A 25850-nucleotide genomic window follows, 5' to 3' on the forward strand; every position below is an offset into this window, starting at 1 on the left:
TATTGGTAAGATGACAGTACAGCCTGCCTGATGAAAGCAGGCGGTACCGAGATATCTGATGGCGAGTCGGTCGTTTAACCATATCCGGGAGCAAACATGTCAGTTCAGACAATTAGTACTACCCCTTTCGAAGACCAGAATCCGGGGACATCCGGATTGCGGAAAACCGTGCCGGTTTTCCGTCAGCCTCATTATCTGGAAAATTTCGTCCAGTCCATTTTCGATTCCGTAACCGGTTATCAGGGCAAGACCCTTGTTCTGGGAGGGGACGGACGTTTTTTCAATTCCGTTGCCATACAGGTCATTCTCAAAATGGCGGCAGCCAACGGTTTCGGCAAGGTCATGGTCGGCCAGTACGGCATTCTGTCGACGCCGGCAGCGAGCTGCCTTATCCGGAAATACGGGACGTTCGGCGGCATTATCCTTTCCGCGAGCCATAATCCCGGCGGTCTTTCCGGCGATTTCGGCATTAAATACAATATCGGCAATGGCGGACCGGCACCGGAAAAGGTCACGAATGCCATTTATGCGCGATCCAGGAAGATTCGTGAGTTCAAAATTTCCGATGCGCCGGATGTGGATCTGGGAAAAACCGGATCGGTCCGAATGGAGAACATGACGATTGAGGTAATTGATCCCGTTACGGATTATGCCGAACTGATGCAGTCGATTTTCGATTTCGATACCATCCGTTCCCTTTTTGCCGACGGGTTCAGATTCCGATTCGATGCCATGCATGCCGTTTGCGGTCCCTATGCGAGAACGATCATCGAAAAAATGCTCGGCGCACCGGAGGGAACCGTGGTCAATGCCGTTCCACTGGAAGATTTCGGCGGTCATCATCCTGATCCGAACCCCGTCAATGCCAAAGAACTGATGGACTACATGAATGGGCCGGATGGTGCCGATATGGGGGCCGCAACAGATGGGGATGGTGACCGGAACATGATTGTCGGGCGTCATATCGCCGTGACACCTTCAGACAGTCTCGCCATTCTGGCGGCCAATGCAACGCTCATTCCCGGATATTCCGGCGGTATCGCCGGCATCGCCCGCTCCATGCCGACATCGACTGCGGCGGACAGGGTGGCGGCGGCCTTGCAGGTTTCCTGTTACGAGACGCCGACCGGCTGGAAATTTTTCGGCGATTTGCTCGATGACAACAAGATCACCCTGTGCGGTGAAGAAAGCTATGGCACCAGTTCCAACCATATACGGGAAAAAGATGGTATCTGGGCCATTCTTTTCTGGCTCAATCTGTTGGCGGTGACGGGCAAATCGGTGAACGAAATCGTTCATGACCACTGGAAATCATATGGCCGGAATTATTATTCCCGTCATGATTATGTCAATATCGACAGCAGGCAGGCGGCAGCACTGATGGATCATTTGAGAGGCCAACTGGATGGACTGGCCGGTAAAAGATTCGGCCGGTACATGATTGAGAAGGCGGACGAATTCTCTTATACCGATCCGGTTGACGGATCGGTGTCAGGCAGACAGGGAATCCGGATCTTTTTCACCGACGGTTCACGTATCGTTTTCCGCCTCTCCGGAACGGGAACAGTCGGCGCGACGCTCAGGGTTTATTTCGACCGGTATGAAAAAGACCGGATCGATCAGGATTTGTCGGCCGCACTGGGAGAACTGATCGGGATTGCCGGCGAGGTGGCCGATATCGCAAGGTTCACCGGATTGAAAAAACCGACGCTCATTACCTGACCGGCCTGTTTTGACAGTGTCGGGTTCGTTGTCGTCTTGCAAGGACAGGACAGTTGCAAAAAATGACAGACTTATTTTGAAAAATGGCCGGCAAAAAAATGACATACAGTCATGAATGTATGTTAAATTGAAAGGTACAGGAATGGTTGTCAGGCCATATGAAAATACCTAGTTCTGGGAGGAACAGAATGAAGTTTGTCGAGGATAAGATGCTTGCGGCAAGCCAGTTGCCAAAGCGTACCATTGCACTTGTTCTGGCTGGCGGAAGAGGGACCCGGCTTCATCAGCTGACTGACAATCGTGCGAAGCCGGCGGTCTATTTCGGCGGCAAATTCAGAATCATCGATTTTGCTCTTTCAAATTGCATCAATTCAGGTATACGTCGTGTCGGAGTCATTACCCAGTATCGTCCGCATTCCCTGATCCGCCATTTGCAAAGAGGGTGGAGCTTTCTGCGGGGCGAACAGAACGAGTTCATCGACCTGATGCCGGCAGGGCAACAGATGGAAGAGGGGTTGTGGTATCGGGGTACGGCCGATGCCGTTGCGCAGAACAAGGGAATCCTGCGTTCTTACGGGCCCGAGTACATCCTTGTACTGGCAGGTGACCATATCTATAAAATGGATTATTCCCTGTTGCTTCTGGACCATGTCGAACGGAAGTCTCCCTGTACGGTAGCCTGTATCGAAGTGCCGCGTATGGATGCGACCGGTTTCGGGGTCATGGATGTGGACGATAACCGCAAGATCACCCGTTTTCTTGAAAAACCTGCCGATCCGCCGGGTATGCCAGACAATCCCGACAAGGCACTTGCCAGCATGGGCATCTATGTTTTCAATGCCGACTATCTGTACAATCTGCTGGATGAGGATTGTGCGGACAATACGTCTTCCCATGATTTCGGGAAAGATATCATTCCGAAAATCGTTTCCCAGGGCAACGCGATGGCACATTATTTCAGCATGTCATGTGTCCCCCCCGCCCAGTTTGTCCCTCCCTACTGGCGTGATGTCGGTACGGTCGATTCGTTCTGGATGACCAATCTCGAGCTGACATCCAATATGCCGCAGCTGAACATTTATGATGAAGACTGGCCGATCTGGACATATCAGGAACAGGAGCCGCCGGCCAAATTCGTTCCGGATCCGCACGGCATGGATGGTGTGATTTCCAATACGATGGTATCGGGAGGGTGTATCATTTGCGGTTCCAAGATATCCAATACCATTCTGTTTTCAAAGGTACGCGTTCAGGCGTTCTGCAATCTCGATCAGGTTGTTGTACTGCCGGACTGTGAGATCGGGCAGGGATCCCGTCTGAAGAAAGTCGTGATCGATCGGGGATGCCGCATTCCGGAAGGAACTGTCATCGGCGAAGATCCCGAGCTGGATGCACAGCGGTTTTATCGCAGTCCGAATGGCGTTGTTCTGGTCACTCAGGAAATGTTTGCCAGACTGTACAATTTTGAACATATCCCGAAGGTAGAATAAGTGAGTGAAAATCAGTTTCCGCTGAAGGTTTTGCACGTTTGTTCCGAAATTTTCCCTCTTCTTAAAACCGGAGGTCTCGCCGATGTAACGGCGGCTTTGCCGCCGGCGCTGGAAAAGGACGGTTGTGAAGTCCGCATGCTGGTGCCGGGTTTTCCCGAATTCGTGAAGGGGATTGACAGTCCGGATCTCGTCACGGAGTTGCCTGCCAAGTTCGGTGCACGCCGGATCAGGCTGATGTATGGCAAAATGCCAGCAACGGGAGTGCCCGTTTATTATATTGACGCACCGGATCTGTACGACCGGACCGGTAATCCGTATAACGCTTTTGACGGGCAGCCTTATCATGACAATCACCTCCGTTTCGCGCTTTTAGGGTGGTGTGCCGCACGTCTTGTGGAAGGGTTCGATTATTTCTGGAGACCGGATATCGTTCATGGCCATGACTGGCATGCCGGTCTGGCCTTCGCCTATATCAAGGCGCTGGAATGGAATACGGGGAAGAGAACCGTGGGGACGGTGTTTACCGTTCACAATATGGCTTATCAGGGAAATTTCCCCGCTCATGTATTCAGTGAACTGGATTTGCCGTTTTCGATGCTGAATCCGGACGGTATCGAGTTTTACGGACAGGTTTCATATTTGAAATCGGGCTTTTATTATGCCGACAAGGTCACGACAGTCAGTCCCACCTATGCAAGGGAAATCCAGCATGGCGAACAGTCCTGCGGGCTGGGCGGTGTGGTCCGGCAGCGTTCTTCCGATCTGGTCGGTATTCTGAACGGAGTCGATACGCATGCATGGAATCCGAAAACGGATGACCGTATCGAAGCGAATTTTCATGAACGTTCGATGACCGGCAAGAAAAAATGCCGGCTTGCATTACAAAAGGAAATGGAGCTTTCCGAACAGAAGGATAATCCCGTTTTTTGTGTGGTCAGCCGTTTTGCCGCGCAAAAGGGATTGCATCTGGTTGTCGAGGGATTGAATGCTATCGTCGAACGGGGTGGACAGATCGTCGTCATGGGAAACGGGGAGCATTGGCTGGAGGAGGCATTTACCCGTTTCGCACAGGATTTTCCCGGACAGGTCGCTGTTCGGATCGGTTATGATGAGGACAGAGCCCACAGGATTTTTGCCGGGAGCGATGTGATCCTGATCCCGTCCCGTTATGAACCTTGCGGTCTGGTCCAGATGTACGGTTCCCTTTATGGCACGCTTCCATTGGTACATCGTGTCGGTGGCCTGGCCGATACGGTAACGGACAGTTCACTGGAGAATCTGGTTGAAAACCGGGCGACCGGTTTCTGCTTTGAGCATTTCGATTATTCGTCATTCGACTCGGCCGTCCAGAGAGCGTTTGCATTGTATGAACGGCAAAAAGACTGGAAGAAAGTCCAGAAAAGGGGGATGAAACTGTCGTTCGGATGGGAGCGTTCCGCGAAATTGTACGCGGCGCTGTACAGACAGATAAAAGTCGGGGCATGATGGCCGTTTCTTCAGAACGGCGCCCCTTTTCATCGTGTTTCATCCGCTTGCCAAAAAGCGTCGTGAGCGGTTATATTGCTTATAGCCGGAATTGACGGTTACGCCGCTGTTTTTTTTGTTTATGATGCTGATTTTCATTGGTTTTTCAAGTTGGCGAAATAAGCGGAAAAAATTTTGTCCCCTCTTCAACGGAGAACAGAAATGAGCTTAGACAAACCGAAACAGGAAGGTTTCCTCGCCAGCGATGTAGAAGCCCTGAAGCGTTCCATTTCAAACAATTTGCGTTACCGCTCGGGCAAGATTCCGTTGACGGCAACGCGCGGGGACTGGTTGCTGGCTTCCGAGCTGGCGGTTCGCAACAGGCTTGTCGAGCGCTGGCTGAAATCGAATACGGCCTATTATGAACAGGGTTCCAAAATCGTCTATTACCTTTCCATGGAATTTCTGATCGGTCGTACTTTCCAGAACGCACTGGAATCGCTTGATATTGCGGAAGACATGCGTGAAGCGCTGAGCGATCTGGCTGTCGATATGGAAGAAATCATCAATTACGAACCGGATGCGGCGTTGGGAAATGGCGGGCTGGGCCGTCTGGCCGCATGTTTTCTGGACTCCATGGCGACACTGAACATTGCCAATATTGGTTATGGCATCCGTTACGAATATGGGATGTTCAAACAGGAAATTGTTGACGGTTATCAGGTCGAAACACCGGACTACTGGTTGCTGACACGCGGCAATCCCTGGGAATTCCCGCGTCCCGAATTGCAGTTCCATGTCCGTTACGGCGGCCATATCGACCAGTCCAGCGGGAGGGCGCGCTGGGTGGACACGCACAGTGTGCTGGCGATGGCGTACGATACGATCATTCCGGGTTATGGCACCGAATGTGCGACGACTTTGCGGCTCTGGTCGGCCAAGGCGACGTCGGAGATCAACCTGTCCGCTTTCAACAAGGGCAATTATGCCGGGGCGGTGGAAACAAAAAACATGTCGGAAAACGTCACGCGAGTGCTTTATCCGGATGATTCCACGCCGCTTGGCCGCGAGTTGCGTCTGATGCAGGAATATTTTTTCGTTTCGGCCAGCCTGCAGGATCTGATTCGCCGGCATCAGCTCAACAATCCGAGTTTCGATGATCTGGCCGACAAAATTTCCATTCATCTGAACGATACCCATCCCGTTTTGGCAGTCCCGGAACTGATCCGTCTCCTGGTCGATGTTCAGGGAGTTCCGTGGGGGCAGGCATGGGCACTGGCGCAACGGATTTTTTCCTACACCAACCATACCCTGATGAGCGAAGCACTGGAAACCTGGCCGGTTGAACTGATGGGCCGGGTTTTGCCACGTCATCTGATGATTATTTTCGATATCAATAACGAATTTCTCACGATGGTCGCCCAGAAGTTCGGTAACGACAATGATCTGATGCGGCGTATTTCGCTGATTGACGAGACCGGTGAACGCAGGGTGAGAATGGCGTATCTCGCGGTGGTTGCCAGCCACAAGATCAATGGCGTTTCGGCACTGCATTCCGAATTGATGAAAAAATCGATTTTTGCGGATTTCGCACGGATATTCCCGGAACGGTTCACGAACGTTACCAATGGCATTACTCCGCGCCGGTGGCTGTCACAGGCGAATCCGTTGCTGTCCGAACTGATCGATGACCGGATCGGCCGTGACTGGCGTCTTCATTTCGACGAGATCGGAAAAATGAAACCGTATGCCAGCAATCCCGCGTTTCTGGGAAGCTTCAGGGCGGTCAAACGTCAGAACAAGCAGAGGCTTGGTCGCTGGGTAAGAAACAATCTGAATATCTCCCTAAATCCCGATTCGCTTTTCGATGTACAGATCAAGCGGATTCATGAATACAAGCGCCAGCTTCTGAATGTATTGCATGTTATTACCCGCTATAACCAGATCAAGGCCAATCCGGAAGTGAACTGGGTCCCGCGTTCGGTCATTTTTGCCGGCAAGGCAGCTTCGGCCTACCAGATGGCGAAGGATATCATCAAGCTGATCAACGATGTTGCCGTCAGGGTCAATAATGACAAGGATGTCGGCAACAAGCTCAAGGTGGTGTTCATTCCGAATTATGGTGTCAGTCTGGCAGAAATGATCATCCCCGCAGCCGATTTGTCGCAACAGATTTCAATGGCGGGGACGGAAGCGTCAGGTACCGGCAACATGAAGCTGGCGGCAAATGGCGCGTTGACGATCGGTACTCTGGATGGCGCGAATATCGAGATTATGGAACGTGTCGGTTCAGACAATATATTCATATTCGGCAATACGGCTGAACAGGTTGCCGAAATCAAGAACGGCAATTATCAGCCGCGGGAGTATTATGAACGGATTCCGGAACTGAAACAGGCGCTTGACCAGATCCGGGACGGATTTTTCTCACCGGATGAGCCAGGACGTTTCCGGGCCATTTATGATTCCCTGATCAATTATGGTGACCGCTATCTGGTACTGGCTGATTATGAGAGTTATGTGGCGACGCAGAAACAGGTCGATACCTTGTACCGGCAGGTCGTCCGCTGGGATGTCAAGGCGATAGCGAATGTGGCCGGTGTCGGGTATTTCTCGTCGGATCGTGCCATTTCGGAATATGCGAAAGAAATATGGCAGGTTGATCCGATTGACATGTAAAAATTTTGATTTTGGGAAAATTTTACGTTACTTTTGAGCAAGTTCAAAAAAACGGGGTGTTGGCGGGGTATTCTGTCGGATACGGAAATCCGTGAACAGGAACCGGTAAAAATGTGTGACGGAATCGCCTTAAACTTTTGCCAAAACAGGATGCGAAAATGGAAAAATCGAAATCGCCTTATGAACAGGTCAGCCAGGAACTGAATGAATTCAGGGAAAGACGGATCGCCGAACGTCGTTCCAGACCACGTGGCACACCGGATCGCCGCCGGAGCCAGAATAATGAAATCCAGCAGTCGGATAAACATTCACCACGCAGGAATCTGCATTGATTTTATGGCGAAGGCGGATCGGACAGTGTTTTGTGTGGATGCGCTTTAGTCTTGTTTTTCCATGGGAGGAACATTTTCCGTAATGTCCCTGACGCCGATTCATCGCTTTCAATGGCGACGGGATGTCCAAAACCTGAAACAGTATCATGAGTGAAACGAGCAAGGATCCGGGCAAGCCGGCCCGGATCTGGAACGAGCTTTTTGACGGACCGGAGTATCTGTTTGGTACCGAACCGAACGATTATCTGGTTGAAAAGCGGGATTATCTGAAACGATGCAGCAAAGTCCTTCTTGTCGCGGACGGTGAAGGCAGAAACAGCGTCTGGTGTGCCCTGCAGGGAATGGAGGTCGATGCGTTCGATTTGTCCGAAAAAGCGATCGCCAAGGCAAGAAAACTGGCGCAGGAAAAAGGGGTTTCCGTCAATTATTCTGTCAGCAGCATAGATGGCTGGAACTGGGAAAACGACAGTTATGATGCGGTCATCGTAATTTTTGCCCAGTTCGCCACGCCCAATATGAGGTCACGTCTTTTTGACGGTTGCATCAGGACGCTGAAACCGGGCGGAATCCTGATTCTTCAGGGATACACACCGAAACAGCTGGAGTTCGGGACCGGTGGCCCGGCAAAAGTCGAGCATCTTTACACGGAGGAAATGCTTTCCGGTTATTTCGGAATGATGGATATTCTGGAGTTGAGAAGTTATGACGCATTTATCCGTGAGGGAGCGCGACATACCGGTATATCGGCTCTGATCGGAATGGTTGCGCGCAAAAAGGCCGAATAAACCTCTTTTACGGGAAAATTAATTGCTATACTAGTCACTTCAGTCAACTGGAAGACAGGTTTGTTTTTATGGCGATTGTGAAGTGCAAGGTCTGCGGCGAGGAGATTGAGGAAACCATCCCGAAGTGTCCGCGTTGCGATTCTCTGGGGCCGAAAAGAGGAAAAAAAATCCGTTTGATCCTGCTATGCGTCATGGTAGTAATTCTTGCTTTTCTCGGTCTTGGTTTTTATCTGAAAATGAATGAGGTCGAAAAACCTTATGAAGAAGTCCTGAAAGAAAAACTGGATGCCAAGCTTTCGCAACGGGGGCTGACGGCCATGTTGTTGCTGCGGAGCCGGCTCGACAATCCGGATAGCATGCAATTGATATCGTCCACTGCCAATGAGGATGGATCCGTTCTCTGTTTTGAATTTACGGAAACGGATGTGTCGGGGAAAAAGAAGAAATCGAAAGCGGCTTTCGTTGACGGGGAGCTGAACCGGACGGAAGCGGGATGGAGGCTTTTTTGTGTCGGCAAGTCCATGCGGCCGATTACGGTGAAAAAGCAGCCGATGTAATTTGGATATCGTTTGCGCACCTGAAACCAGTCCGGCGCCGGGTGCGTTTTTGTTTGCGAGACTGTCTGGGTATCGATGTGAATGAAAACAGGGCAAATAATAAGAACCATATCCCTTGACGTTTTGGGCTGAAAACTTTCAATTCTTCCGGCGGCAATACTTGTTACCGGGTAGAGGGAGATATTTGTCGATCATGCTTCGAAGAAAAATCTTCTGCCCGAAAAAGACCGCTATAAGACCGCTGCCGTTTTTTTCATTTGCCCGGCTGTCTGTCAGGATATGGGACACCACAATAACAATAAAAAGAAATACGGTCGGCGCATTCGTTTTCTGTCGCCCATGTAAAAATGGCACCGGAAAAGGCATATTGCAGTATGGACAGCAGGCAATGGGGGTAGCCATCCTGTTTCAAGCAGGAGTACAGGAAATTCCGGCCCTGGACGGAAATGCGCTTGTGTCTGGCAGAATGAATGTGGTGATTTTTTGCGGATATCAGGCGGGACGAAATGATTTTATTGGCCGAACCGGATGCCGCCATGCTGGCAAGTGAAAGCAGGTCGGCATCCCGTTCGGAAATTTCTGTTCAAGGGTTCGCTGCCGGAAGAGACTTGTCTTGTGGCGCCAGATTCATGGATTCGCCCAGGGCTGTATTCATGCGGCTCAGGATGGATACCATTTTCTGGCGCATGATGTCGGAAGTCTTGTCCATGATGAGAGGCATTTTCCTGATGAACATTTTCCCGGTCGGCGATTCGTAAAATGCGATCAGACTCTGGAGTTCCTCTTCCGTAAAGGTTTCACGATAAATCCGGATATAGTCCGGCATCATTTTTTTCCAGCTGAATTCTTCCTTGACGATATTTTTGTATTTGTTCAGAAAAGATTCGGCCATTTTCTTTTTTTCTGCGGTCATGTTGTCCAGTTGCAGAATCGGCTTCAGTGTGGTTTCGATGATGTCGTCTGAATCGGCAATGGCGGAATCATTCAGTTTTTGCGCCTCTGTCAGGATCAGAAGTTTTTCAATGGAGGCATCCTGCGCAGGAGTCGCGAATGCCGGTACGGAAAAAAATACGGCAAGCAGAAGGATCAGGAGTCGTTTCATGGTTTTCTTTCTGTAATGAAGTATGAAAAAGGGTTGCGTGCATATCAGGCAACCGGTGTCCCGCTTTTATGGCAGATTGTCCCGGCGAAAATCGTTTTTGCCGGACGGTTATGCCGGAAATTCCGGGAACGCCCCAATCATTCCGCAAAAAGCGGACTGGTGCAATCCGCAAACCGTAAGATATTGTAACAGGAGGGTATCCAGGGCCATCATTTTCCGTATTTGATGTGTTTTCTTGATTCCGGTAAAAGAGGGAATCCGGTTTTCGTCCAGTATGCATCCATGTACTTTTTGATACAGGTAGTAAACGGTGTCGGGATGCAAGATGCATGATGCATGAAAGGAAAATGATGAGAACAGGAAAACGGATGCTTTTGCTGGCAGCCTGGGTTGCGGGTTTGGCGGGTGGTACTGGTTTCATGATGCAGGAGGCCGGGGCCTGTACAAGGATATTGTATGTCGGGGACCGGAATATGGTGGCAACAGGCCGCAATATGGACTGGAATGAGGATATGATGTCCAATTTGTGGGTTTTTCCAAGAGGAATCCGGCGCAATGGACTGGCGGGGCCGAATTCACTCGATTGGCAGTCCCGTTATGGCAGCGTGATCGTTTCCGGATATGAGGCGGGTAGTACGGATGGCATGAATGAAAAGGGATTTGTCGCGAATCTGCTTTTTCTGGCTGAATCCGATTATGGCAAACCACCAGAAAACGCAAAAGTCCTTTCGTTGAGTCTCTGGTTGCAGTATTTTCTGGATAATTATGCGACGGTGGATGAAGCCGTCCGTGCCCAGCGACAGAACCCGTTGCATCTGATTTCATCGAAGCCGATTCCTAACGGGAAAGAATCGAAGGTTCATTTATCCATTTCAGATGCAACTGGCGATTCGGCCATTTTTGAATATATTGACGGCAAGCTGGTTATCCATCATGGCAGGGAATATACGGTCATGACCAATTCGCCGGTTTACAGCGAACAGCTGGCGATCAATACCTACTGGCAGGATATCGGAGGTACTGTGTTTCTGCCCGGAACAAACAGGTCGGCAGACCGGTTTGCCCGTGCTTCCTTTTTTCTTGAGGCGGTTCCCAGAAAACTGGCGCCGAACTATATCCGCAGTGTTCCCGGTCAGAAATATGATTACCAGGCCGTTGCCGAGGTACTGAGTATCAATCGAGCGGTCAGTGTCCCACTGGGTATTACGACACCGGGCAAACCCAATATCGCCTCGACGATCTGGCGTACTGTCTCCGATCAGAAGAACCGGATTTATTATTTCGATTCGGCGACACGTCCCAATACCTTCTGGGTGGCATTCGACAAGCTCGATTTCGACCGGAACGCGCCGGTCAGAAAACTCACTATCCAGAATGGTGAAGTCTATTCCGGTGAAGTGTCAGGCTATTTCAGGCCTTCGGAACCGCTGAAGTTCATGGATGCCTTGTAACAGAGGGGTATGAAACAGTCGGGGATGTCGGTGTGTGTGCCGCATAATGTGGTCTTAATTGACTAAAATAAAATGAAAATATGCCACGTTGGCGGATAGACTGATATAATGCTCGTCTGTTCGGGGCGTAGCGCAGCCTGGTAGCGCACTTGCATGGGGTGCAAGGGGTCGGAAGTTCGAATCTTCTCGCCCCGACCAAAGAATACAAGGGGTACAGAATCGTTTCTGTACCCCTTTTTTCGTCTGGACCCGGCGATATTCGTGATGAAAACGGTGCGGCATGAACTATCGGTGGCGTGCATGAGGATATTGTCTTTTTGCCTGCGAAAATACGGATATTTGCCCGATTGTGCTTATTTACAAACCGTTTCTTCCAAAAAAGTACCCGTGAAGAAGTACGTTCACGGGCAAAGAATTTTAACTTGATAGGCAAATTTATTATGCAGTATATTTGCAAAAAAATACATATATTTTTCAAAAAAAATTACATGAAATTTCGATTTTTTTAATTGTGTCATGGCGTATCCGGCAAAGTCCGTCAACTGTCTGCCACTTTTCCGGAAAAACGGCCGGTTTTTATGTGGCAGTTCTGTTATTGACGAACAGCTTTTTGATTGACGGAAGAGATTACGCAGAAGGGCTATCCTTTCCGGATACTCTTGTTGTTTCAACAAAAGATTCCTTGGTGAAGATGCTGACAGGAAAGATTGCCCGTTCCGTTGTTTTCCGGAGCGCGGGAAAAACAACCGGTTTTCACGCTAGTGGAGAATTTCTTCCGGAGTGAGAGATCTGGCCCGTGCGATCTGTTCGGGAGTCATTTCGTTTTCCAGTGTTTTCAGGGCTTCTTCTGCTTCGGTTTGTATTTGTGCCGCACGATTGAGGAGGACATAAGCCGCGATTTTGCTATCCGGATTGTTTGGGGTGTTTGCATAAAGGGTCCCGAGAGCATACAGGGCTTCGGGCAAGCCCTGTCTGGCGGCACGACGGAACCAGTGAACGGCCTGTTGCAGGTTACGGGAAGCCCCTTTTCCTGTCAGGCTAGCAAATCCCAGGCTGTATTGGGCCTTGGCATTCCCGGTGTCTGCCGCTTTCCGGAACCATTGTATGGCGGTCAGGTCGTTCTGGAGGACGCCTTTCCCGTTGTAATAGGCCACACCAAGATTGTACTGGGCTTCGGCATACCCCTGGTGGGCGGATTTTTTCCACCAATAGACAGCCTTCTGGTAATCCTGATGAATTCCTTTTCCGGTGTAATAGGCTGTTCCCAGATTGTTCTGGGCATTCGGCAGATCGTTTTCCGCTGCTTTTCCGTACCAGTGAACCGCCAGCTCGTCGCTTTGAGGGACACCTTTGCCGCTGGCATAGAGCAGTCCCAGATTATACTGGGCTCCCGGTTTTCCTTGTTCCGCCGCTTTTTTATACCAGTAAGCAGCCTGTTCGGGATTGCTGGCGATGCCCAGACCGTTTGCATAGGCATTTCCCAGATAAAACTGGGCCTGAATGTCGTTTTGTCTGGCTCGCTGGAGAAGTATTTGCATATTGCTGTCTGCCGCGAAGGAAAAGGATATGCAAAAAAGTGATATTGAAGCGATCACGGGTGCAAGGATTCTGGCCGACATGGAAAGTTCCTGTTTCAAAAAAGTTTGCTGCAATGTTTATCTTACCGAATTTTAGCCCGGTAAAGGGTGGTATGAATCACTTCATGTCGAAAGGGTGGTTTTGCGGGTGGAAGAACCGGATTTGCGGCAAGACAGGCAGGATGGATCGAAATACCGGTTTTTCCGCAGGTAGCCGGAAATGAAAACATTCCGCCGAATGGCAAAATAGCGAGCGAAATCCGGTATGAACGAAATTGAAAACGGAACCGGACATGAAATCCTGCGGTGTCATTGTTGGACAAGCCGCTTTTTTAACGGATTCCGGCATGATTGAGTACATTTTTCGATGTTTTGTCATATAACGGCTTCGGTCGCTTTGTCTCCGTCAATCAGTGTCCGTGATTTCATTCATCTCTCACAGGGCAGTTATGCGTGTGTGCATACGTATCGGTATGTCAAATTTCCTTTTGGCAATCGGGAGATTTCCCTGTCTGGCTGGTAGATAGATGAACGCCATGGGGTTGGTGCCAGAATCATGGGTACCGATGACAAAACGGGGGGCTGTTTCGCTTGGTTTTGCCGTGAAATGGCGGGTATTCGCCAGAGCCGGATCGGGTAACCGGATATTGGGCGGCCGTTATGAAACCACAGGATGAGTGATGCTGTTCCCTGTCGATGCCATTCTGTCCGTCTGGCGGAACATGGGCAGGAATACGATGGTGGACAGTTCGATGCAACAGGACGGGAATTTACCGGCGTTTATGCAAACACCGGAAAAAATAAAGGATGATGACGTGTTTCCGGAAGAAAGTCGCGGTTATTGCTGAACGATGGAATCCGGGAAGGTGAGTTCGCCGGTGGCGGGAAAGTGTTCATGAAGGATAGGAAAACGGCATTTCCCAAAAAAAGGCGCTTTTCGCGCCTTTTGAACAGCGGAAAATAATACCTCAGGATGCGGAATCGTCCAGAGGCATGTTTTTCACAGATTCACGGGAGTGTTCCTTGGATTTGGTTTTTGCCTTGACAAGCTGACGGTCGAGTTTATCCATCAGAAGATCGATGGCGGCATACAGATCCTGGGCAGTGCTTTCCGCGTGCAGGGTTTTGCCCGAGAGGTTCAATTTGATTTCGGCACGCTGGCTTCTTTCCTTGTCGGAAACATTGTCAACGGCCAATAGAACTGAAATATCGATGACGCCATCAAAATTCCGTTTCATTCGGTCAAGTTTGCTTTCTACATGGCTGCGGATTGCAGGCGTTATTTCGAGATGATGTCCACTGATAGTAAGGTTCATACATTTCTCCTTGATGATGTCACCTAAACAAACCAAGTGTCGGAAACACTTGTCATTACTACAAACTTTTTCGCAAACTAGCCGGCGGGATTTTCAGCATGTCGCGATATTTTGCAATGGTTCTTCTTGCAATAACCAGCCCTTCCTTTTCCAGCATTTGTGCGATTTTGTTGTCGGAATACGGTTTTTTCCTGTCTTCACCGGCGATCAGCTGTTTTATTTTTTCCCGGATCGCGGTTGAAGACGCTTCTCCTCCTCCTTCCGTAGCGATATGACTGCCAAAAAAATATTTCAACTCAAAAATGCCGAGCGGTGTCAGCATGTATTTCTGGGTTGTCACACGTGAGATGGTGCTCTCGTGTAGTCCTAGTGTATCAGCAATTTCGCGCAAAACAAGAGGGCGCATGGAAGTCGGACCGAAAGTGAAAAAATTCTGTTGCCGTTCAATGATAGCTTCCGAAACCCTCAAAATGGTATCGAATCGCTGGTTTATGTTTCGGATCAACCATTTGGCTTCCTGAAAACGGGTGTTGAGACTGGTTTTGTTCGATGTGTTCTTGAGAATTTCTCCATACATCCGGTTGATGCGGATTTTCGGCATGGCATCAGCATTTAATTCGGCATGCCAGATCCCGTCTTTTTTGATAACCACGATTTCCGGTACGACAATGTCGGCTGCGTCGTTGGCATAAGCCGCTCCCGGATGAGGATTGCATCGCTGAATGACTTCCCGGGCTTCCAGAAGATCTTCATCGTCGCACCCGAGGGTTTTTCTCAGCCGGATGAAATCACGTTGTGCAAACAGTTTCAGATGGTTTTCGACAATATTCAAGGCACGTTTGCGGACAATGTACGGAATGTTCGGCATCATCCTGATCTGGATGGCAAGGCATTCGGCACTGTTTCTGGCGCCGACTCCCGGCGGATCGAAGGTCTGGATACAACAGAGAGCCTCTTCGAGTTCTTTCCTGTCGATAGCCAGTTCCGGCGGCAGCCATGCGAGCATTTCTTCCAGAGTTTCGAGAAGATAGCCGTTGGAATCCAGCGCATCGATGATCAGTTCGACCAGTGCGCGTTTGCGCTGATCACGAACAGCCAGTCTCATCTGGGATAGCAGATGTTCCTTCAGTGTTTCGGGAGGGGCTTCCAGTTGTGGCAGGAAACGTTCGTCATCTGGATTCCGGTCGGCCGGTTTGGGAACATCCCAGATCAGATGCTCTGCTTCATCGTTTCCGGATTCATTCGTGAAATTTGTCGATACATCGGTAGGTCCGCCGTTTGGTTCATGGGAACTTTCTTCATAGGCGGGTTCTCCTGATGCGACAGGTTGCCGGATGATGGAGCCGTCTGCCTGGAAACGGGCCGTGTTGGCCAGCGGGTCATCAAGCCTTTCCAGAAGGGGGTTTTCTTGCAGTGCGCGTTCGATTTCCTCGTTCAGTTCGAGGCTGGACAGTTGCAAAAGCCTGATGGACTGCTGAAGTTGTGGTGTCAGAGCGAAATGCTGGGCAAGACGGGTTTGCAGTTTCTGTTTCATGTCCGCCCCGTTTTTCACATTCTGAAATGTTCCCCAAGGTAAACGCGTCTGACGGACTCGTTTTCGATGATTTCATCCGGATGGCCACTGGCGAGAACGGTACCCTGATTGATGATGTAGGCGTGATCGCAAATACCGAGTGTTTCACGAACGTTGTGGTCGGTAATCAGTACACCGATACCTCTTTCTTTCAGAAAGCGGACGATTCGCTGGATCTCGATGACGGCGATCGGATCGATGCCGGCAAAAGGTTCATCCAGCAGAATAAAGCGGGGATCGGTTGCCAGTGCACGGGCGATTTCGACGCGCCGGCGTTCACCGCCCGAGAGCGAGAGCGCTGAATTCGTACGCAGTTTTTCGATCTGCAACTCGGCAAGCAGATTGTCCAGTTTCTGCTCGATTTCTATTCTTGAAAGAGGTTTGCCGTCTTTTTTCTGCAGTTCCAGTACAGCCCGGATATTGTCCTCGACATTCAGTTTGCGAAAAACGGATGCTTCCTGTGGCAAATAGGACAATCCCATGGATGCCCGTTTGTGTATCGGCAGACGGGTCAGATCGATGCCGTCGAGTTCGATGATCCCGTCGTCAGCCGGTACCAGACCCACAATCATATAAAATGAGGTGGTTTTCCCGGCACCGTTTGGTCCCAGCAAACCGACGACTTCACCGCTGGAAACGTCAAGGGAAATATTGGAAACAACGGTTCTTTTGCCGTAGGTTTTCTGCAGATGACGAACGATCAGTTTACTGTTGCTCATTTGTTGGACTTCTTTTCACGGGGTTGGATAACGGCCTTGACGCGGCCAGCACCGGGTTTGGAAACGCCTTCGCTGGTGTTGTAAACATTGTAATATTCCGTTTTCGCATTGTAGGAGATGTATTCTCCGGTCACATCGTCGGTGACCTTGCTGCCTTGGAGACGTTTCACTCTGGCGCGAGTGAAAAATTTGGCGATTTCGTTTTTGTTGTCGTATTCGATTTTTTCGCCATAACCTTCCAGCCAGGTATCGGGCCCGCTATCCTGTTTTTGTCTCAGGGATGCCAGTTTTCCGGGAGCGGCATAAAGGGTGATGAACTGGTAACCTTCCGGATCTTCCACAATAACCGCTTTGCCTGCCTTGATCAGAAGTGTTCCTTTCGTCACGACGACGTTGCCTGTGAAGGTTGTGATCTGTTTGACGTCATCGGAAAACATCTGGTCGGCTTCGATATTGGTCGGCTTGTCGGCATCCGCCTTTTCTGCACGGGCATTGAAAACGAGTCCGATACAGAACAGGAATGTCAGAAGGTTGAATAGGTTTTTTTTCATGGGGTTTACCGGTCCGTTAATGTTTTGATCTGCCGGGAGGATTGTAGGTAATTCTGGCCTGGTTGAATATTTGCAGCTCGCTGGTAGCGTTATTGGCCTGCATGCCGATACCGCTCATGATCGAATTGCCGTCGTGAACGATCACTTCCTTATCACTCGTCATGATTTCGTCATCGGGATAGATCAGCACGTATTCCGATGTCAGCCTGAAAGGGCCTTTGCTTGCGGAAGGCTCTCTGTCCATGACGACATTGTTTCTCATGTGGATTTTGGTGTTGAAGTCTTCGACATAGGCTTCTTTCGATCGGATCGTTTGCAGTTGCGAATAGTCGTTCATGGAATAAATGACCGGATTGTCGATCAGATGGGAGTCCTCGATAGGAAAATGGGTCATTTTCGTTCCGGTCGCTTCATATTGTGGTTGTCCGTCAGGCTTCATTCTGAAGTAACGGAAATTTTCCACGATGTAATCCGGATCGGTTCTTTGTTCGAGTGCCGCCGCGTCGGAAGCGCTTTTCCGGATGACCATATTGATCCACAGACTTCCCAATGTTAGTATCAGTACGACGGTAAAGATAATGGCAAGCCGTATGCGAAGCACCGATTTCGGACCCTGGATCATTTCAGAAAACTCTCCACAACAGAGGTGTAACAGCCTTTTGCCCGCATGATCATGTCGCAGACTTCCCGGACTGCCCCGTTGCCACCGCTGTGACGGGTGACATGGTCGACGCGGGACAATACTTCGGGATGACCGTTCGGTACACTGAATGACACTCCGGCGCGGATCAGGACAGGCAGATCGATAATGTCGTCGCCGATGAATCCGCACTGGCTGGCCGCCAGTCCGGTCTTTTCCAGCAATGTTTCGAATGCGGCCCGTTTTTCGCCGGCTCCTTGGATGACATGACTGATTTCCAGATCGGCGGCCCGTCTGTTGACGATGGGGGAGTGACGCGCGCTGATGATGGCGGTCATGACACCTGCCTTTTTCAGCAGTTTGATGCCGTGGCCGTCCAGAACGTTGAAACTCTTGAACAGTTCTCCATCCAGGCCGTAATGCATTTTTCCGTCAGTTAAGACCCCGTCGACATCGAATATCATCAGACTGATCCGGGACAGTTTGCTGGTTAATTCCGGATTCATCAGATCACCTTCGCTTCCGTCAGATCATGAATATGAAGAGCACCGATCAGTTTACTGTCCTTGTCCGTGACAAGCAGCTGGTTGATCCTGAATTTTTCCATGATGCTGACGGCTTCGGCAGCCAGTTTTTCCGGCCCGATGGTACGCGGATTTTTCGACATCACATCGGAAATGGTGATATTGGAAAAATTCTGCTGTTTCTCAATCAGCCGCCGGAGATCTCCGTCCGTAAAAATGCCAATGGCCCGCCCTCTGTCATCGACAACCGACGTCATGGCGATTCCTTTTTTGGTGATTTCGAACAGGGCGTCTTTAAGCTGGGTATCGGCGGTGACGACAGGAATATCATCTCCCTTGCGCATGATATCGGAGACCAGAGTCAGCAGGCGTCTGCCCAAGGCACCTCCCGGATGAGAACGGGCGAAATCGTCTTCCCGGAATCCACGTGCGTCCAGAACGGCAACGGCCATGGCGTCTCCCAGGGCAAGTGTCGTCGTTGTACTGGCTGTCGGGGCAAGATTGAGCGGGCAGGCTTCCTTTTCGACGTGGACGTTCAGGTGAACGTCTGCCAGTTTTGCCAGACTGGATCCGGGACGCCCGGTCATGGCGATCAGGCGTGTTCCCATCCGTTTGATGATGGGAGCGATGGCCATCAGTTCTCCCGCTTCACCGGAATAGGAAATGGCGATGAAAACGTCGTCGTGGGTAATCATGCCAAGGTCGCCGTGAGCGGCTTCCGCAGGATGCACGAACATGGCCGGTGTTCCGGTCGATGCCAGTGTCGCGGCGATTTTGCGGCCGATATGGCCGGATTTGCCCATCCCGGACACCACCACACGGCCCTTGCAGTTCAAAAGCAGGGAAACGGACTCGACAAAATGATCCGCATCTTCCTGACGGAAACGTTTCCGGAGCGTTTCGAGGGCAAGCGCTTCCGTTTTGAGGGTATCATCTGCCAGTTTCAGTAAACGTTCCGTATCGATCGATGTTTTGTTTTTGGTGACTTCTTTGCTCATGATAGAAGTATAAACGAATTATCCGGGCGTGAATCCCGCGGGATGGAAAAATGGTTTTTCCAAGGAACCGGGCAACCGTCGTGACAGGAAAAAAGTTTTGCCATTTTACAAGGGGTTACGCGGAGAAGGAGTGTAACACTTTGTCACAAAAACGGGCGCATCGCGCGTGGATGAAATTCGTTACAATAACAAGTGTAAAAGTAGTTGAAGGATACAAAGAACAAGCGGTAGTCCGGATTTTCCGAGTAGGGATGAAAACGGTTTTAGTACTGTGTTGTTATTCTTAAACTTTAACGCCATTTCATGCAATCGTCTCTTGAATTTGTCCTGCTGATGCTGGGCACCGCTGTTATCGGGGTGGTCGTTTTCCGCTATCTCCAATTGCCCTCGATTCTGGGGTATCTTGCCGTCGGTGTTGTGATCGGCCCTCATTCGACCGGACTGGTCAGCGATGCCCAGTCGCTGGAAGGACTGGCGGAATTCGGGGTGGTTTTCCTGATGTTCACCGTCGGTCTGGAATTCTCGCTTTCCCAGCTTCTCGCCATGCGCAGGATCGTTTTCGGGCTGGGGTTGGCACAGGTATCCACTTCCATCATCGGTTCCATCATCATCACGCTGGTCATTGTTTTTATTCTGCCGCAACTTGGGGCAAGCTGGCAGGGGGCTTTGGCCATGGGGGGCGCCTGGGCAATGTCTTCCACAGCGATCGTATCCAAAATGCTGGCCGAGCGGATGGAACTGGAAACGGATTATGGACGGCGTGTCATCGGCATTCTGCTGTTTCAGGATCTGGCTGTCGTGCTTCTTCTGATTATCGTGCCGACCTTGGCGAAGGGAACAGGCGATATTCTGCTGATTATCGGAATGGCTCTGGGCAAAACGGCGCTTGTTCTGGTGCTTTTGCTTTTTTTCGGAAAGAAACTGATGAGCAAATGGCTCGGGATCGTCGCCGGACGCCGTTCCCAGGAATTGTTCATGCTGAACCTGCTTCTGATGACGCTGGGTGCTGCCTGGATAACGGAACAGGCCGGTTTGTCCATGGAACTGGGCGCATTCATCGCCGGTATGCTCATATCCGAAACACGCTATAAAAACGAAGTGGATGTCGATATCAAGTCGTTCCGGGATGTTTTACTGGGGCTTTTTTTCATTACGATCGGCATGATGCTCGACATGAATGTGGTTCTGCATTACTGGTGGCTTGTCCTGCTGATCATCGTTTCGGCATTTTTCTACAAATTTGCTCTGGCGGCATGGCTGACGCGGCTTTTCGGAGCATCCCGGGGTGTCAGTATCAAAACTGGCCTGGCACTGGCGCAGGCAGGGGAATTCAGTTTCGTGCTGGTCAACCAGATTTCCGGCCTGAATATGGTCGAACCGTGGATTTTGCAGGTCACCATGGCTTCCATGGTGCTTTCGATGCTGGCCGCTCCTTTTATCATTTTGAATGCCGACAAGATTGTCATGCGCTTTTCCGCCAATGAATGGATTCAGCAATCACTGGAACTGACGAAAATCGCCAGCAGTTCCATGTCATTGCAGCAACATGTCATTCTGGCCGGTTTCGGCAGGACGGGGCAGAATATCGCTACCCTGCTTGAGGAAGAACAGATTCCCTACCGGGCGCTGGATATGGATCTGGAACGGGTGAGAAAAGCGGAAACGGCTGGCGCCAATGTTTCCTATGCCGATGCCACCCGTCGGGAAAGCCTGGTTGCAGCGGGCATTCACCGGGCGTCTTCTCTTATCATCACGTTTGCCAGTGTCAATGCGGCATTGAGAGTCCTTCACTATGCCAAGGAACTGGCTCCGAGTCTGCCGGTGATCGTTCGAAGTTATGACGATTCCGATTTCGACCGTCTGAAGGCGGCAGGAGCCGATGAGGTCGTTCCGGAAGTGATCGAAAGCAGTCTTGTTCTGACTTCGTATGCGTTCATGTCGTATGGCGTTCCCATGAAGCGGATCATCAAACGTGTTCGGGCCGCGAGAGCATCCCGTTATGCCAAGCTGAGAGAATATTTTCATGGCGAAACGGACGAAATTCCGGTCGATACCGATTCATACTGGCGTCTGCATGCTCTCCGTCTTCCGGAAGGAGCCGCTGCGGTCGGCAAGACGGTAGGGGAAATGGACTTGCCGTCCAATCATGTCGAAATCACGATGGTTCGGCGCGGAAAGGAAAAAATGACGGTAACGGACGACCTCATCCTGCGTGAAAACGATGTGCTTGTTTTGCGGGGAACTTCCGAAGGAATCGGTATCGTCGAAGAGCTCTTGCTGAAGTAATGAGCTGGTTTGATTTTATGGCGTGATTTGCCGGTTATATCCGCTTTCCGGGAGAAGGACAGGATCATTTCCCGCAATGGGAAGTGCTACGGGCTTGCTAAAAGGAATGGCTTTTCCGTTGATGTTTTTCGGCATATTTTGAAAACGGATTTTTGTTGTTCTTGTTTGTATGGAACAGGTTTGATCCATACGGCTGTTCCAGCGGATGACGCCGCTGGAACGTGGTTGTGGGACGCAATGTACGGGTGTCACCGCTTTTTCCGCGGTTTTAACATGGCTCCGAGGTATTGTCCCGTAAAACTGGCCGGTTTCCGGGCGATTTCTTCCGGTGTCCCTGTGGCGATAATCTGGCCACCGCCCGCTCCTCCTTCCGGGCCGAGATCGACAATCCAGTCGGCCGTCTTGATGACGTCGAGATTATGTTCGATGACAACGACTGTATTGCCCTGATCGCGTAGTCGGTGAATGACTTTCAGCAGCATGTCGATATCCTGAAAGTGCAGGCCTGTTGTCGGTTCGTCCAGAATATAGAGGGTTCTGCCGGTATCCCGCTTGGACAGTTCCAGTGACAGTTTGACACGTTGCGCTTCTCCTCCGGAGAGGGTGGTCGCGCTCTGGCCAAGCCGGATGTAACCCAGCCCGACGTCCAGCAGGGTTTGCAGGCGTCTGGCAATGGCAGGAACCGGTTTGAAAAATTCATGCGCTTCTTCAACCGTCATGTTCAGCACGTCGGAAATATTTTTGTCCTTGTAGGCGATTTCAAGCGTTTCGCGGTTGTACCGTTTTCCGTGACAGACGTCACAGGGAACGTACATGTCTGGCAGAAAGTGCATTTCGACCTTGATGACGCCATCGCCCTGACACGATTCGCAACGGCCTCCCTTGACATTGAAAGAAAAACGGCCAGCCGTATAACCCCGCTCACGTGCTTGCGGTACGCCGGCAAACAGTTCCCGTATCGGGGTGAACAGTCCGGTATAGGTGGCCGGATTGGATCGCGGGGTACGTCCGATCGGGGCCTGGTTGACGGAAATGACCTTGTCGAAGTGTTCCAGTCCTTCAATGGCGGTATAGGGAGCCGGTTCCGTTTGCGAGCCGTACAGGTGATGGGAAACGGCAGCGTATAAGGTATCGTTGATCAGGGTCGATTTGCCCGATCCGGAGACACCTGTCACGCAGGTCAGCAACCCGATAGGCAATCTGAGGGTGACGTTTTTCAGATTGTTGCCGGAAGCACCTTTGATAACCAGTTGCTTTTCCTTGTCCTGTCTGACCCGTTTCACAGGAACTTCTATGGACAGTGTCCCGTTCAGGTATTTTGCCGTCAGTGAATCTTCCGATTGCAGGATTTTGTCAGGTGAGCCGCTGGCGACGACGTTGCCGCCGTGTACGCCGGCACCGGGACCCATATCGACGATGAAATCGGCGGTTCTGATCGCATCTTCGTCGTGTTCCACCACGATGACGGTATTGCCGATGTCGCGCAGGTGCTTGAGCGTGGCGATCAGCCGGTCGTTGTCGCGCTGGTGCAGTCCGATGGACGGCTCGTCCAGTACATACATCACACCGGTCAGTCCGCTGCCGATCTGGGATGCCAGCCGGATTCGCTGGGATTCTCCGCCGGAAAGCGTTTCCGCACTCCGGTCGAGCGACAGGTAGTCGAGTCCGACATTGTTCAGGAAATGCAGACGGGAAACGATTTCGTGGATGATACGGGTGGCGATTTCTTTCTTCGCCCCGGTCAGGGAAAGCGTTTCGAAATAGGCTAGGGTCTCATCGAGAGGCAGACGGGTGATTTCATGGATGGCTTTTTCTTGGGGGCCTTCGCCGACTTTCACGAATCGTGCCTCGGTACGGAGTCTGGCACCATGACAGGAAGGACAGGCCCGTTCGTTGATCAGTTTGGCGAGATCTTCCCGTACGGCCATGGAATCGGTTTCACGGTAGCGGCGTTCCAGATTGCTCAGGATACCTTCGAACGAATGTTCCTTGACCCACGGACGGCCGTGGCTGTTCAGGTAGGTGAACGGTATTTTTTCCTTTCCGGAACCGTAAAGGACAATGTGCCGGATGTTTTCCGGCAATTCTTCGTAAGGCGTATTGACATCGAAATGGTAATGGTCCGCCAGATTCTGAAGCATCTGGAAATAAAACGGATTTCTCCGGTCCCAGCCTTTGACGGCGCCGGCCGCCAGCGACAGACCGGGAAACAGGACAACCCGTTTGGGATCGAAAAATTCGATGTGACCCAGACCGTCGCATTCCGGACAGGCACCCATCGGGTTGTTGAATGAAAACAGCCTCGGTTCGAGTTCATGGAGAGAATACCCGCAGATGGGACAGGCAAACTGGTTGGAAAAAACCTGTTCTTCTCCCGTGTCCATATTGACTGTCAGTGCCCGGCCTTCGGCGATACGCAAGGCCGTTTCGAAACTTTCCGCCAGCCGCTGCTTGATGTCGGGATTGATTCTGACACGGTCGACGACGACATCAATCGTATGTTTCTCATTTTTTTTCAGAGCAGGCAGTTCATCCACGTCGACAACTGTCGCCGGTCCGGTGCCGCTTTTGACGCGGAAACGGATGAATCCCTGTGCCTGCATCTGTTCGAAGAGATCGACGTGTTCGCCTTTCCGGTTGACGACAACGGGCGCCAGAATCATCAGACGGGTTCCTTGCGGCATGGCCAGAACCGTATCGACCATTTGCGAGACGGACTGGGCGGTCAGGGGATTTTCGGGATGTTTTGGGCAGTGCGGTGTGCCGACGCGTGCAAAAAGCAGACGCAGATAGTCATATATTTCCGTAACGGTGCCGATGGTCGACCTGGGATTGTGCGAGGTCGCTTTCTGGTCGATGGCGATGGCAGGAGAAAGCCCTTCGATCAGATCCACATCAGGTTTTTCCATAAGCTGCAAAAACTGGCGGGCGTAGGCCGAGAGCGATTCGACATAACGGCGCTGTCCTTCCGCATAAAGGGTGTCGAAAGCAAGCGAGGACTTCCCGGAACCGGAAAGTCCGGTGATGACGATCAGCTTGTTGCGTGGCAAATCGATCTGGATGTTTTTCAGATTGTGTGTGCGTGCACCGCGAATAACGATTTTTTCCTGGTTTTCCGACATGGAGCGTGCTGTTTTGTTAATGAAAAATAAACTGTGAATGCATACAGGTTAATTCAATATCATAACGTATTTGGCAATATTTCACAGAATGCGTGCATAAGCGGATATGACAGGATTGTCATGGTTTGGGGATTTGTTCTTCTGTCCGCTTGCCGGAGTTCGTTTTGTGACGACAGTGTCATATAATGCTGCTTTATTCATGGCGGTATGCCTTAACCCCACTATTTATTCCTATCAGGAGAAAGTCATGGCATCGATCAACAAGGTCATCATCGTCGGCAATCTCGGCCGCGATCCGGAAAACCGATATCTGCCGAGCGGCGAACAGGTTACCAGTATTGCGGTAGCCACGACTGATCGCTGGCGTGACAAGGCTACTGGCGAGCAGAAGGAAGCGACCGAATGGCACCGGATTTCCTTTTTCGGCAAACTGGCTGAAATTGCCGGACAGTATCTGAAAAAAGGGTCGCAGGTTTATATTGAAGGACGTCTGAGGACACGCAAGTATACGGACAAGGAAGGGATCGACCGGTATGCGACCGAAATTATCGCCGATACCATGCAGATGCTGGGCAGCCGTCAGGGAGCAGGTGATCCTTCTGATGACCGGGGAAGTTACCAGCCTCCGTCCCGTCCGGCGCAAGGTGGTGGCCAGCGCCAGCAGGGAAGTCGTCCGCCTAGCCTGTCGCCGGATCTGGATGACGATATTCCTTTCTGAGCGGGAACACTCCGAAAGAAATTTGCCGGTTACGGAATGCCGAACCGGCATTTTTGTTTGTTGTGTCTGACGGGCAGGTGGATATGAACGGCATGAAAGACAGCGGGTTCTTTTTTCCTGTGAGTCTGTTTTTCGATGTATGTCGTCATGGGGTCGGGTACCGAATAGTCCGGGGTATGTTCTTTACAGGAGTGCAGGTTCTGTAAACATCGGTAAGGTGGCTGTTGTTTGCATGATTTACATG

22 protein-coding genes and 1 tRNA gene are annotated in these 25850 nt (G+C 51.0%); 13 read left to right on the forward strand and 10 right to left on the reverse strand.

Annotated features, from left to right (window positions below):
* Positions 1-96: 96 nt before the first annotated feature.
* The 7 genes from NB647_RS02985 to NB647_RS03015 all read left to right on the forward strand — a co-directional run bounded on the left by NB647_RS02985 (position 97) and on the right by NB647_RS03015 (position 9029).
* Entirely contained in the window at positions 97-1722 is a 1626-nt protein-coding gene (locus NB647_RS02985; RefSeq protein WP_269284086.1) for an alpha-D-glucose phosphate-specific phosphoglucomutase, read from the forward strand.
* 188 nt (positions 1723-1910) lie between these two features.
* Positions 1911-3212: a glucose-1-phosphate adenylyltransferase gene (glgC, locus tag NB647_RS02990; protein ID WP_269265076.1), complete on the forward strand. Its 1302-nt coding sequence runs from the start codon at positions 1911-1913 to the stop codon at positions 3210-3212.
* A complete protein-coding gene (gene glgA / locus NB647_RS02995; RefSeq protein ID WP_269265077.1) occupies positions 3213-4697 on the forward strand; it encodes a glycogen synthase GlgA in 1485 nt (494 codons plus the stop codon). It abuts the gene before it with no gap.
* A 201-nt stretch (positions 4698-4898) separates the two neighbouring features.
* Entirely contained in the window at positions 4899-7355 is a 2457-nt protein-coding gene (locus NB647_RS03000; RefSeq protein ID WP_269284088.1) for a glycogen/starch/alpha-glucan phosphorylase, read from the forward strand.
* Positions 7356-7513: 158 nt separating this feature from the next.
* Complete coding sequence (locus tag NB647_RS03005) at positions 7514-7687, forward strand: hypothetical protein (RefSeq protein WP_269265080.1); 174 nt, start codon at positions 7514-7516, stop codon at positions 7685-7687.
* A 146-nt stretch (positions 7688-7833) separates the two neighbouring features.
* Complete coding sequence (locus NB647_RS03010) at positions 7834-8472, forward strand: class I SAM-dependent methyltransferase (RefSeq protein WP_269284090.1); 639 nt, start codon at positions 7834-7836, stop codon at positions 8470-8472.
* Between the two features lie 68 nt (positions 8473-8540).
* Positions 8541-9029 carry a hypothetical protein gene (locus NB647_RS03015; RefSeq protein ID WP_269284091.1) on the forward strand — a complete coding sequence of 163 codons (489 nt, stop codon included), beginning with the start codon at positions 8541-8543 and terminating at the stop codon, positions 9027-9029.
* 583 nt (positions 9030-9612) lie between these two features.
* On the opposite strand, the gene NB647_RS03020 is transcribed toward NB647_RS03015, so the two are convergent.
* On the reverse strand, positions 9613-10131 hold the full coding sequence (locus tag NB647_RS03020; protein WP_269265084.1) for a DUF2059 domain-containing protein: 519 nt from the start codon (positions 10129-10131) through the stop codon (positions 9613-9615).
* A 350-nt stretch (positions 10132-10481) separates the two neighbouring features.
* On the opposite strand from NB647_RS03020, the gene NB647_RS03025 reads away from it, so the two are divergent.
* Both NB647_RS03025 and NB647_RS03030 read left to right on the forward strand, forming a co-directional pair.
* Positions 10482-11582: a linear amide C-N hydrolase gene (locus tag NB647_RS03025; protein ID WP_416143452.1), complete on the forward strand. Its 1101-nt coding sequence runs from the start codon at positions 10482-10484 to the stop codon at positions 11580-11582.
* A 121-nt stretch (positions 11583-11703) separates the two neighbouring features.
* Positions 11704-11780 (forward strand) — tRNA-Pro (locus tag NB647_RS03030).
* A gap of 560 nt (positions 11781-12340) precedes the next feature.
* Here the strand turns inward: NB647_RS03030 and NB647_RS03035 are convergent.
* Positions 12341-13120 (reverse strand): tetratricopeptide repeat protein, encoded by a 780-nt coding sequence (locus NB647_RS03035; RefSeq protein WP_269265086.1) that lies wholly within the window; start codon positions 13118-13120, stop codon positions 12341-12343.
* A 575-nt stretch (positions 13121-13695) separates the two neighbouring features.
* Between NB647_RS03035 and NB647_RS03040 the strand changes: the two genes are divergently transcribed.
* Together NB647_RS03040 and NB647_RS03045 are read left to right on the forward strand one after the other, a co-directional pair.
* Positions 13696-13836, forward strand: a complete 141-nt coding sequence (locus NB647_RS03040; protein ID WP_269284094.1) for a hypothetical protein — start codon at positions 13696-13698, stop codon at positions 13834-13836.
* Positions 13837-14007: a hypothetical protein gene (locus tag NB647_RS03045; RefSeq protein WP_269284096.1), complete on the forward strand. Its 171-nt coding sequence runs from the start codon at positions 13837-13839 to the stop codon at positions 14005-14007.
* A gap of 120 nt (positions 14008-14127) precedes the next feature.
* On the opposite strand, the gene hpf is transcribed toward NB647_RS03045, so the two are convergent.
* From hpf to NB647_RS03080, 7 genes are read right to left on the reverse strand one after another with little or no spacing between them, the layout of a single operon-like run.
* Complete coding sequence (gene hpf, locus NB647_RS03050; protein WP_269265089.1) at positions 14128-14475, reverse strand: ribosome hibernation-promoting factor, HPF/YfiA family; 348 nt, start codon at positions 14473-14475, stop codon at positions 14128-14130.
* A 58-nt stretch (positions 14476-14533) separates the two neighbouring features.
* Complete coding sequence (locus NB647_RS03055; protein WP_269284098.1) at positions 14534-16009, reverse strand: RNA polymerase factor sigma-54; 1476 nt, start codon at positions 16007-16009, stop codon at positions 14534-14536.
* Positions 16010-16023: 14 nt separating this feature from the next.
* Positions 16024-16767 carry an LPS export ABC transporter ATP-binding protein gene (gene lptB, locus NB647_RS03060; RefSeq protein WP_269284101.1) on the reverse strand — a complete coding sequence of 248 codons (744 nt, stop codon included), beginning with the start codon at positions 16765-16767 and terminating at the stop codon, positions 16024-16026.
* The gene (gene lptA / locus NB647_RS03065; protein ID WP_269284102.1) at positions 16764-17318 is read right to left on the reverse strand and encodes a lipopolysaccharide transport periplasmic protein LptA; all 555 of its coding nucleotides are present in this window, start codon (positions 17316-17318) and stop codon (positions 16764-16766) included. Before lptA ends, lptB begins: the two co-directional genes overlap by 4 nt.
* 16 nt (positions 17319-17334) lie before the next feature.
* Entirely contained in the window at positions 17335-17940 is a 606-nt protein-coding gene (gene lptC, locus NB647_RS03070) for an LPS export ABC transporter periplasmic protein LptC (protein ID WP_269284104.1), read from the reverse strand.
* Complete coding sequence (locus NB647_RS03075) at positions 17937-18464, reverse strand: KdsC family phosphatase (RefSeq protein WP_269265095.1); 528 nt, start codon at positions 18462-18464, stop codon at positions 17937-17939. Before NB647_RS03075 ends, lptC begins: the two co-directional genes overlap by 4 nt.
* Positions 18464-19480 carry a KpsF/GutQ family sugar-phosphate isomerase gene (locus NB647_RS03080; protein ID WP_269284106.1) on the reverse strand — a complete coding sequence of 339 codons (1017 nt, stop codon included), beginning with the start codon at positions 19478-19480 and terminating at the stop codon, positions 18464-18466. The genes NB647_RS03075 and NB647_RS03080 overlap by 1 nt, the downstream gene beginning before the upstream one ends.
* Positions 19481-19783: 303 nt before the next feature.
* Here NB647_RS03080 and NB647_RS03085 point away from each other — a divergent pair, with 303 nt between their 5' ends.
* Positions 19784-21766, forward strand: a complete 1983-nt coding sequence (locus NB647_RS03085; protein ID WP_269284108.1) for a monovalent cation:proton antiporter family protein — start codon at positions 19784-19786, stop codon at positions 21764-21766.
* Between the two features lie 248 nt (positions 21767-22014).
* On the opposite strand, the gene uvrA is transcribed toward NB647_RS03085, so the two are convergent.
* Complete coding sequence (gene uvrA, locus NB647_RS03090; protein ID WP_269284110.1) at positions 22015-24888, reverse strand: excinuclease ABC subunit UvrA; 2874 nt, start codon at positions 24886-24888, stop codon at positions 22015-22017.
* A 247-nt stretch (positions 24889-25135) separates the two neighbouring features.
* Between uvrA and ssb the strand changes: the two genes are divergently transcribed.
* Positions 25136-25606, forward strand: a complete 471-nt coding sequence (gene ssb / locus NB647_RS03095; protein WP_269265099.1) for a single-stranded DNA-binding protein — start codon at positions 25136-25138, stop codon at positions 25604-25606.
* Positions 25607-25850 lie beyond the last annotated feature (244 nt).

Source organism: Oxalobacter aliiformigenes (genome assembly GCF_027116575.1).
GTDB classification, from domain to species: domain Bacteria; phylum Pseudomonadota; class Gammaproteobacteria; order Burkholderiales; family Burkholderiaceae_D; genus Oxalobacter; species Oxalobacter aliiformigenes.

Bases quoted from the DNA above. Each gene is read 5' to 3' on its own strand.
- NB647_RS02985 (WP_269284086.1), top strand. From the start codon at position 97: ATGTCAGTTCAGACAATTAGTACTACCCCTTTCGAAGACCAGAATCCG.
- glgC (WP_269265076.1), top strand. From the start codon at position 1,911: ATGAAGTTTGTCGAGGATAAGATGCTTGCGGCAAGCCAGTTGCCAAAG.
- NB647_RS03000 (WP_269284088.1), top strand. From the start codon at position 4,899: ATGAGCTTAGACAAACCGAAACAGGAAGGTTTCCTCGCCAGCGATGTA.
- NB647_RS03005 (WP_269265080.1), top strand. From the start codon at position 7,514: ATGGAAAAATCGAAATCGCCTTATGAACAGGTCAGCCAGGAACTGAAT.
- NB647_RS03010 (WP_269284090.1), top strand. From the start codon at position 7,834: ATGAGTGAAACGAGCAAGGATCCGGGCAAGCCGGCCCGGATCTGGAAC.
- NB647_RS03015 (WP_269284091.1), top strand. From the start codon at position 8,541: ATGGCGATTGTGAAGTGCAAGGTCTGCGGCGAGGAGATTGAGGAAACC.
- NB647_RS03020 (WP_269265084.1), bottom strand. From the start codon at position 10,131: ATGAAACGACTCCTGATCCTTCTGCTTGCCGTATTTTTTTCCGTACCG.
- NB647_RS03025 (WP_416143452.1), top strand. From the start codon at position 10,482: ATGAGAACAGGAAAACGGATGCTTTTGCTGGCAGCCTGGGTTGCGGGT.
- NB647_RS03035 (WP_269265086.1), bottom strand. From the start codon at position 13,120: ATGCAAATACTTCTCCAGCGAGCCAGACAAAACGACATTCAGGCCCAG.
- NB647_RS03040 (WP_269284094.1), top strand. From the start codon at position 13,696: ATGGGGTTGGTGCCAGAATCATGGGTACCGATGACAAAACGGGGGGCT.
- hpf (WP_269265089.1), bottom strand. From the start codon at position 14,475: ATGAACCTTACTATCAGTGGACATCATCTCGAAATAACGCCTGCAATC.
- NB647_RS03055 (WP_269284098.1), bottom strand. From the start codon at position 16,009: ATGAAACAGAAACTGCAAACCCGTCTTGCCCAGCATTTCGCTCTGACA.
- lptB (WP_269284101.1), bottom strand. From the start codon at position 16,767: ATGAGCAACAGTAAACTGATCGTTCGTCATCTGCAGAAAACCTACGGC.
- lptA (WP_269284102.1), bottom strand. From the start codon at position 17,318: ATGAAAAAAAACCTATTCAACCTTCTGACATTCCTGTTCTGTATCGGA.
- lptC (WP_269284104.1), bottom strand. From the start codon at position 17,940: ATGATCCAGGGTCCGAAATCGGTGCTTCGCATACGGCTTGCCATTATC.
- NB647_RS03075 (WP_269265095.1), bottom strand. From the start codon at position 18,464: ATGAATCCGGAATTAACCAGCAAACTGTCCCGGATCAGTCTGATGATA.
- NB647_RS03080 (WP_269284106.1), bottom strand. From the start codon at position 19,480: ATGAGCAAAGAAGTCACCAAAAACAAAACATCGATCGATACGGAACGT.
- NB647_RS03085 (WP_269284108.1), top strand. From the start codon at position 19,784: ATGCAATCGTCTCTTGAATTTGTCCTGCTGATGCTGGGCACCGCTGTT.
- uvrA (WP_269284110.1), bottom strand. From the start codon at position 24,888: ATGTCGGAAAACCAGGAAAAAATCGTTATTCGCGGTGCACGCACACAC.
- ssb (WP_269265099.1), top strand. From the start codon at position 25,136: ATGGCATCGATCAACAAGGTCATCATCGTCGGCAATCTCGGCCGCGAT.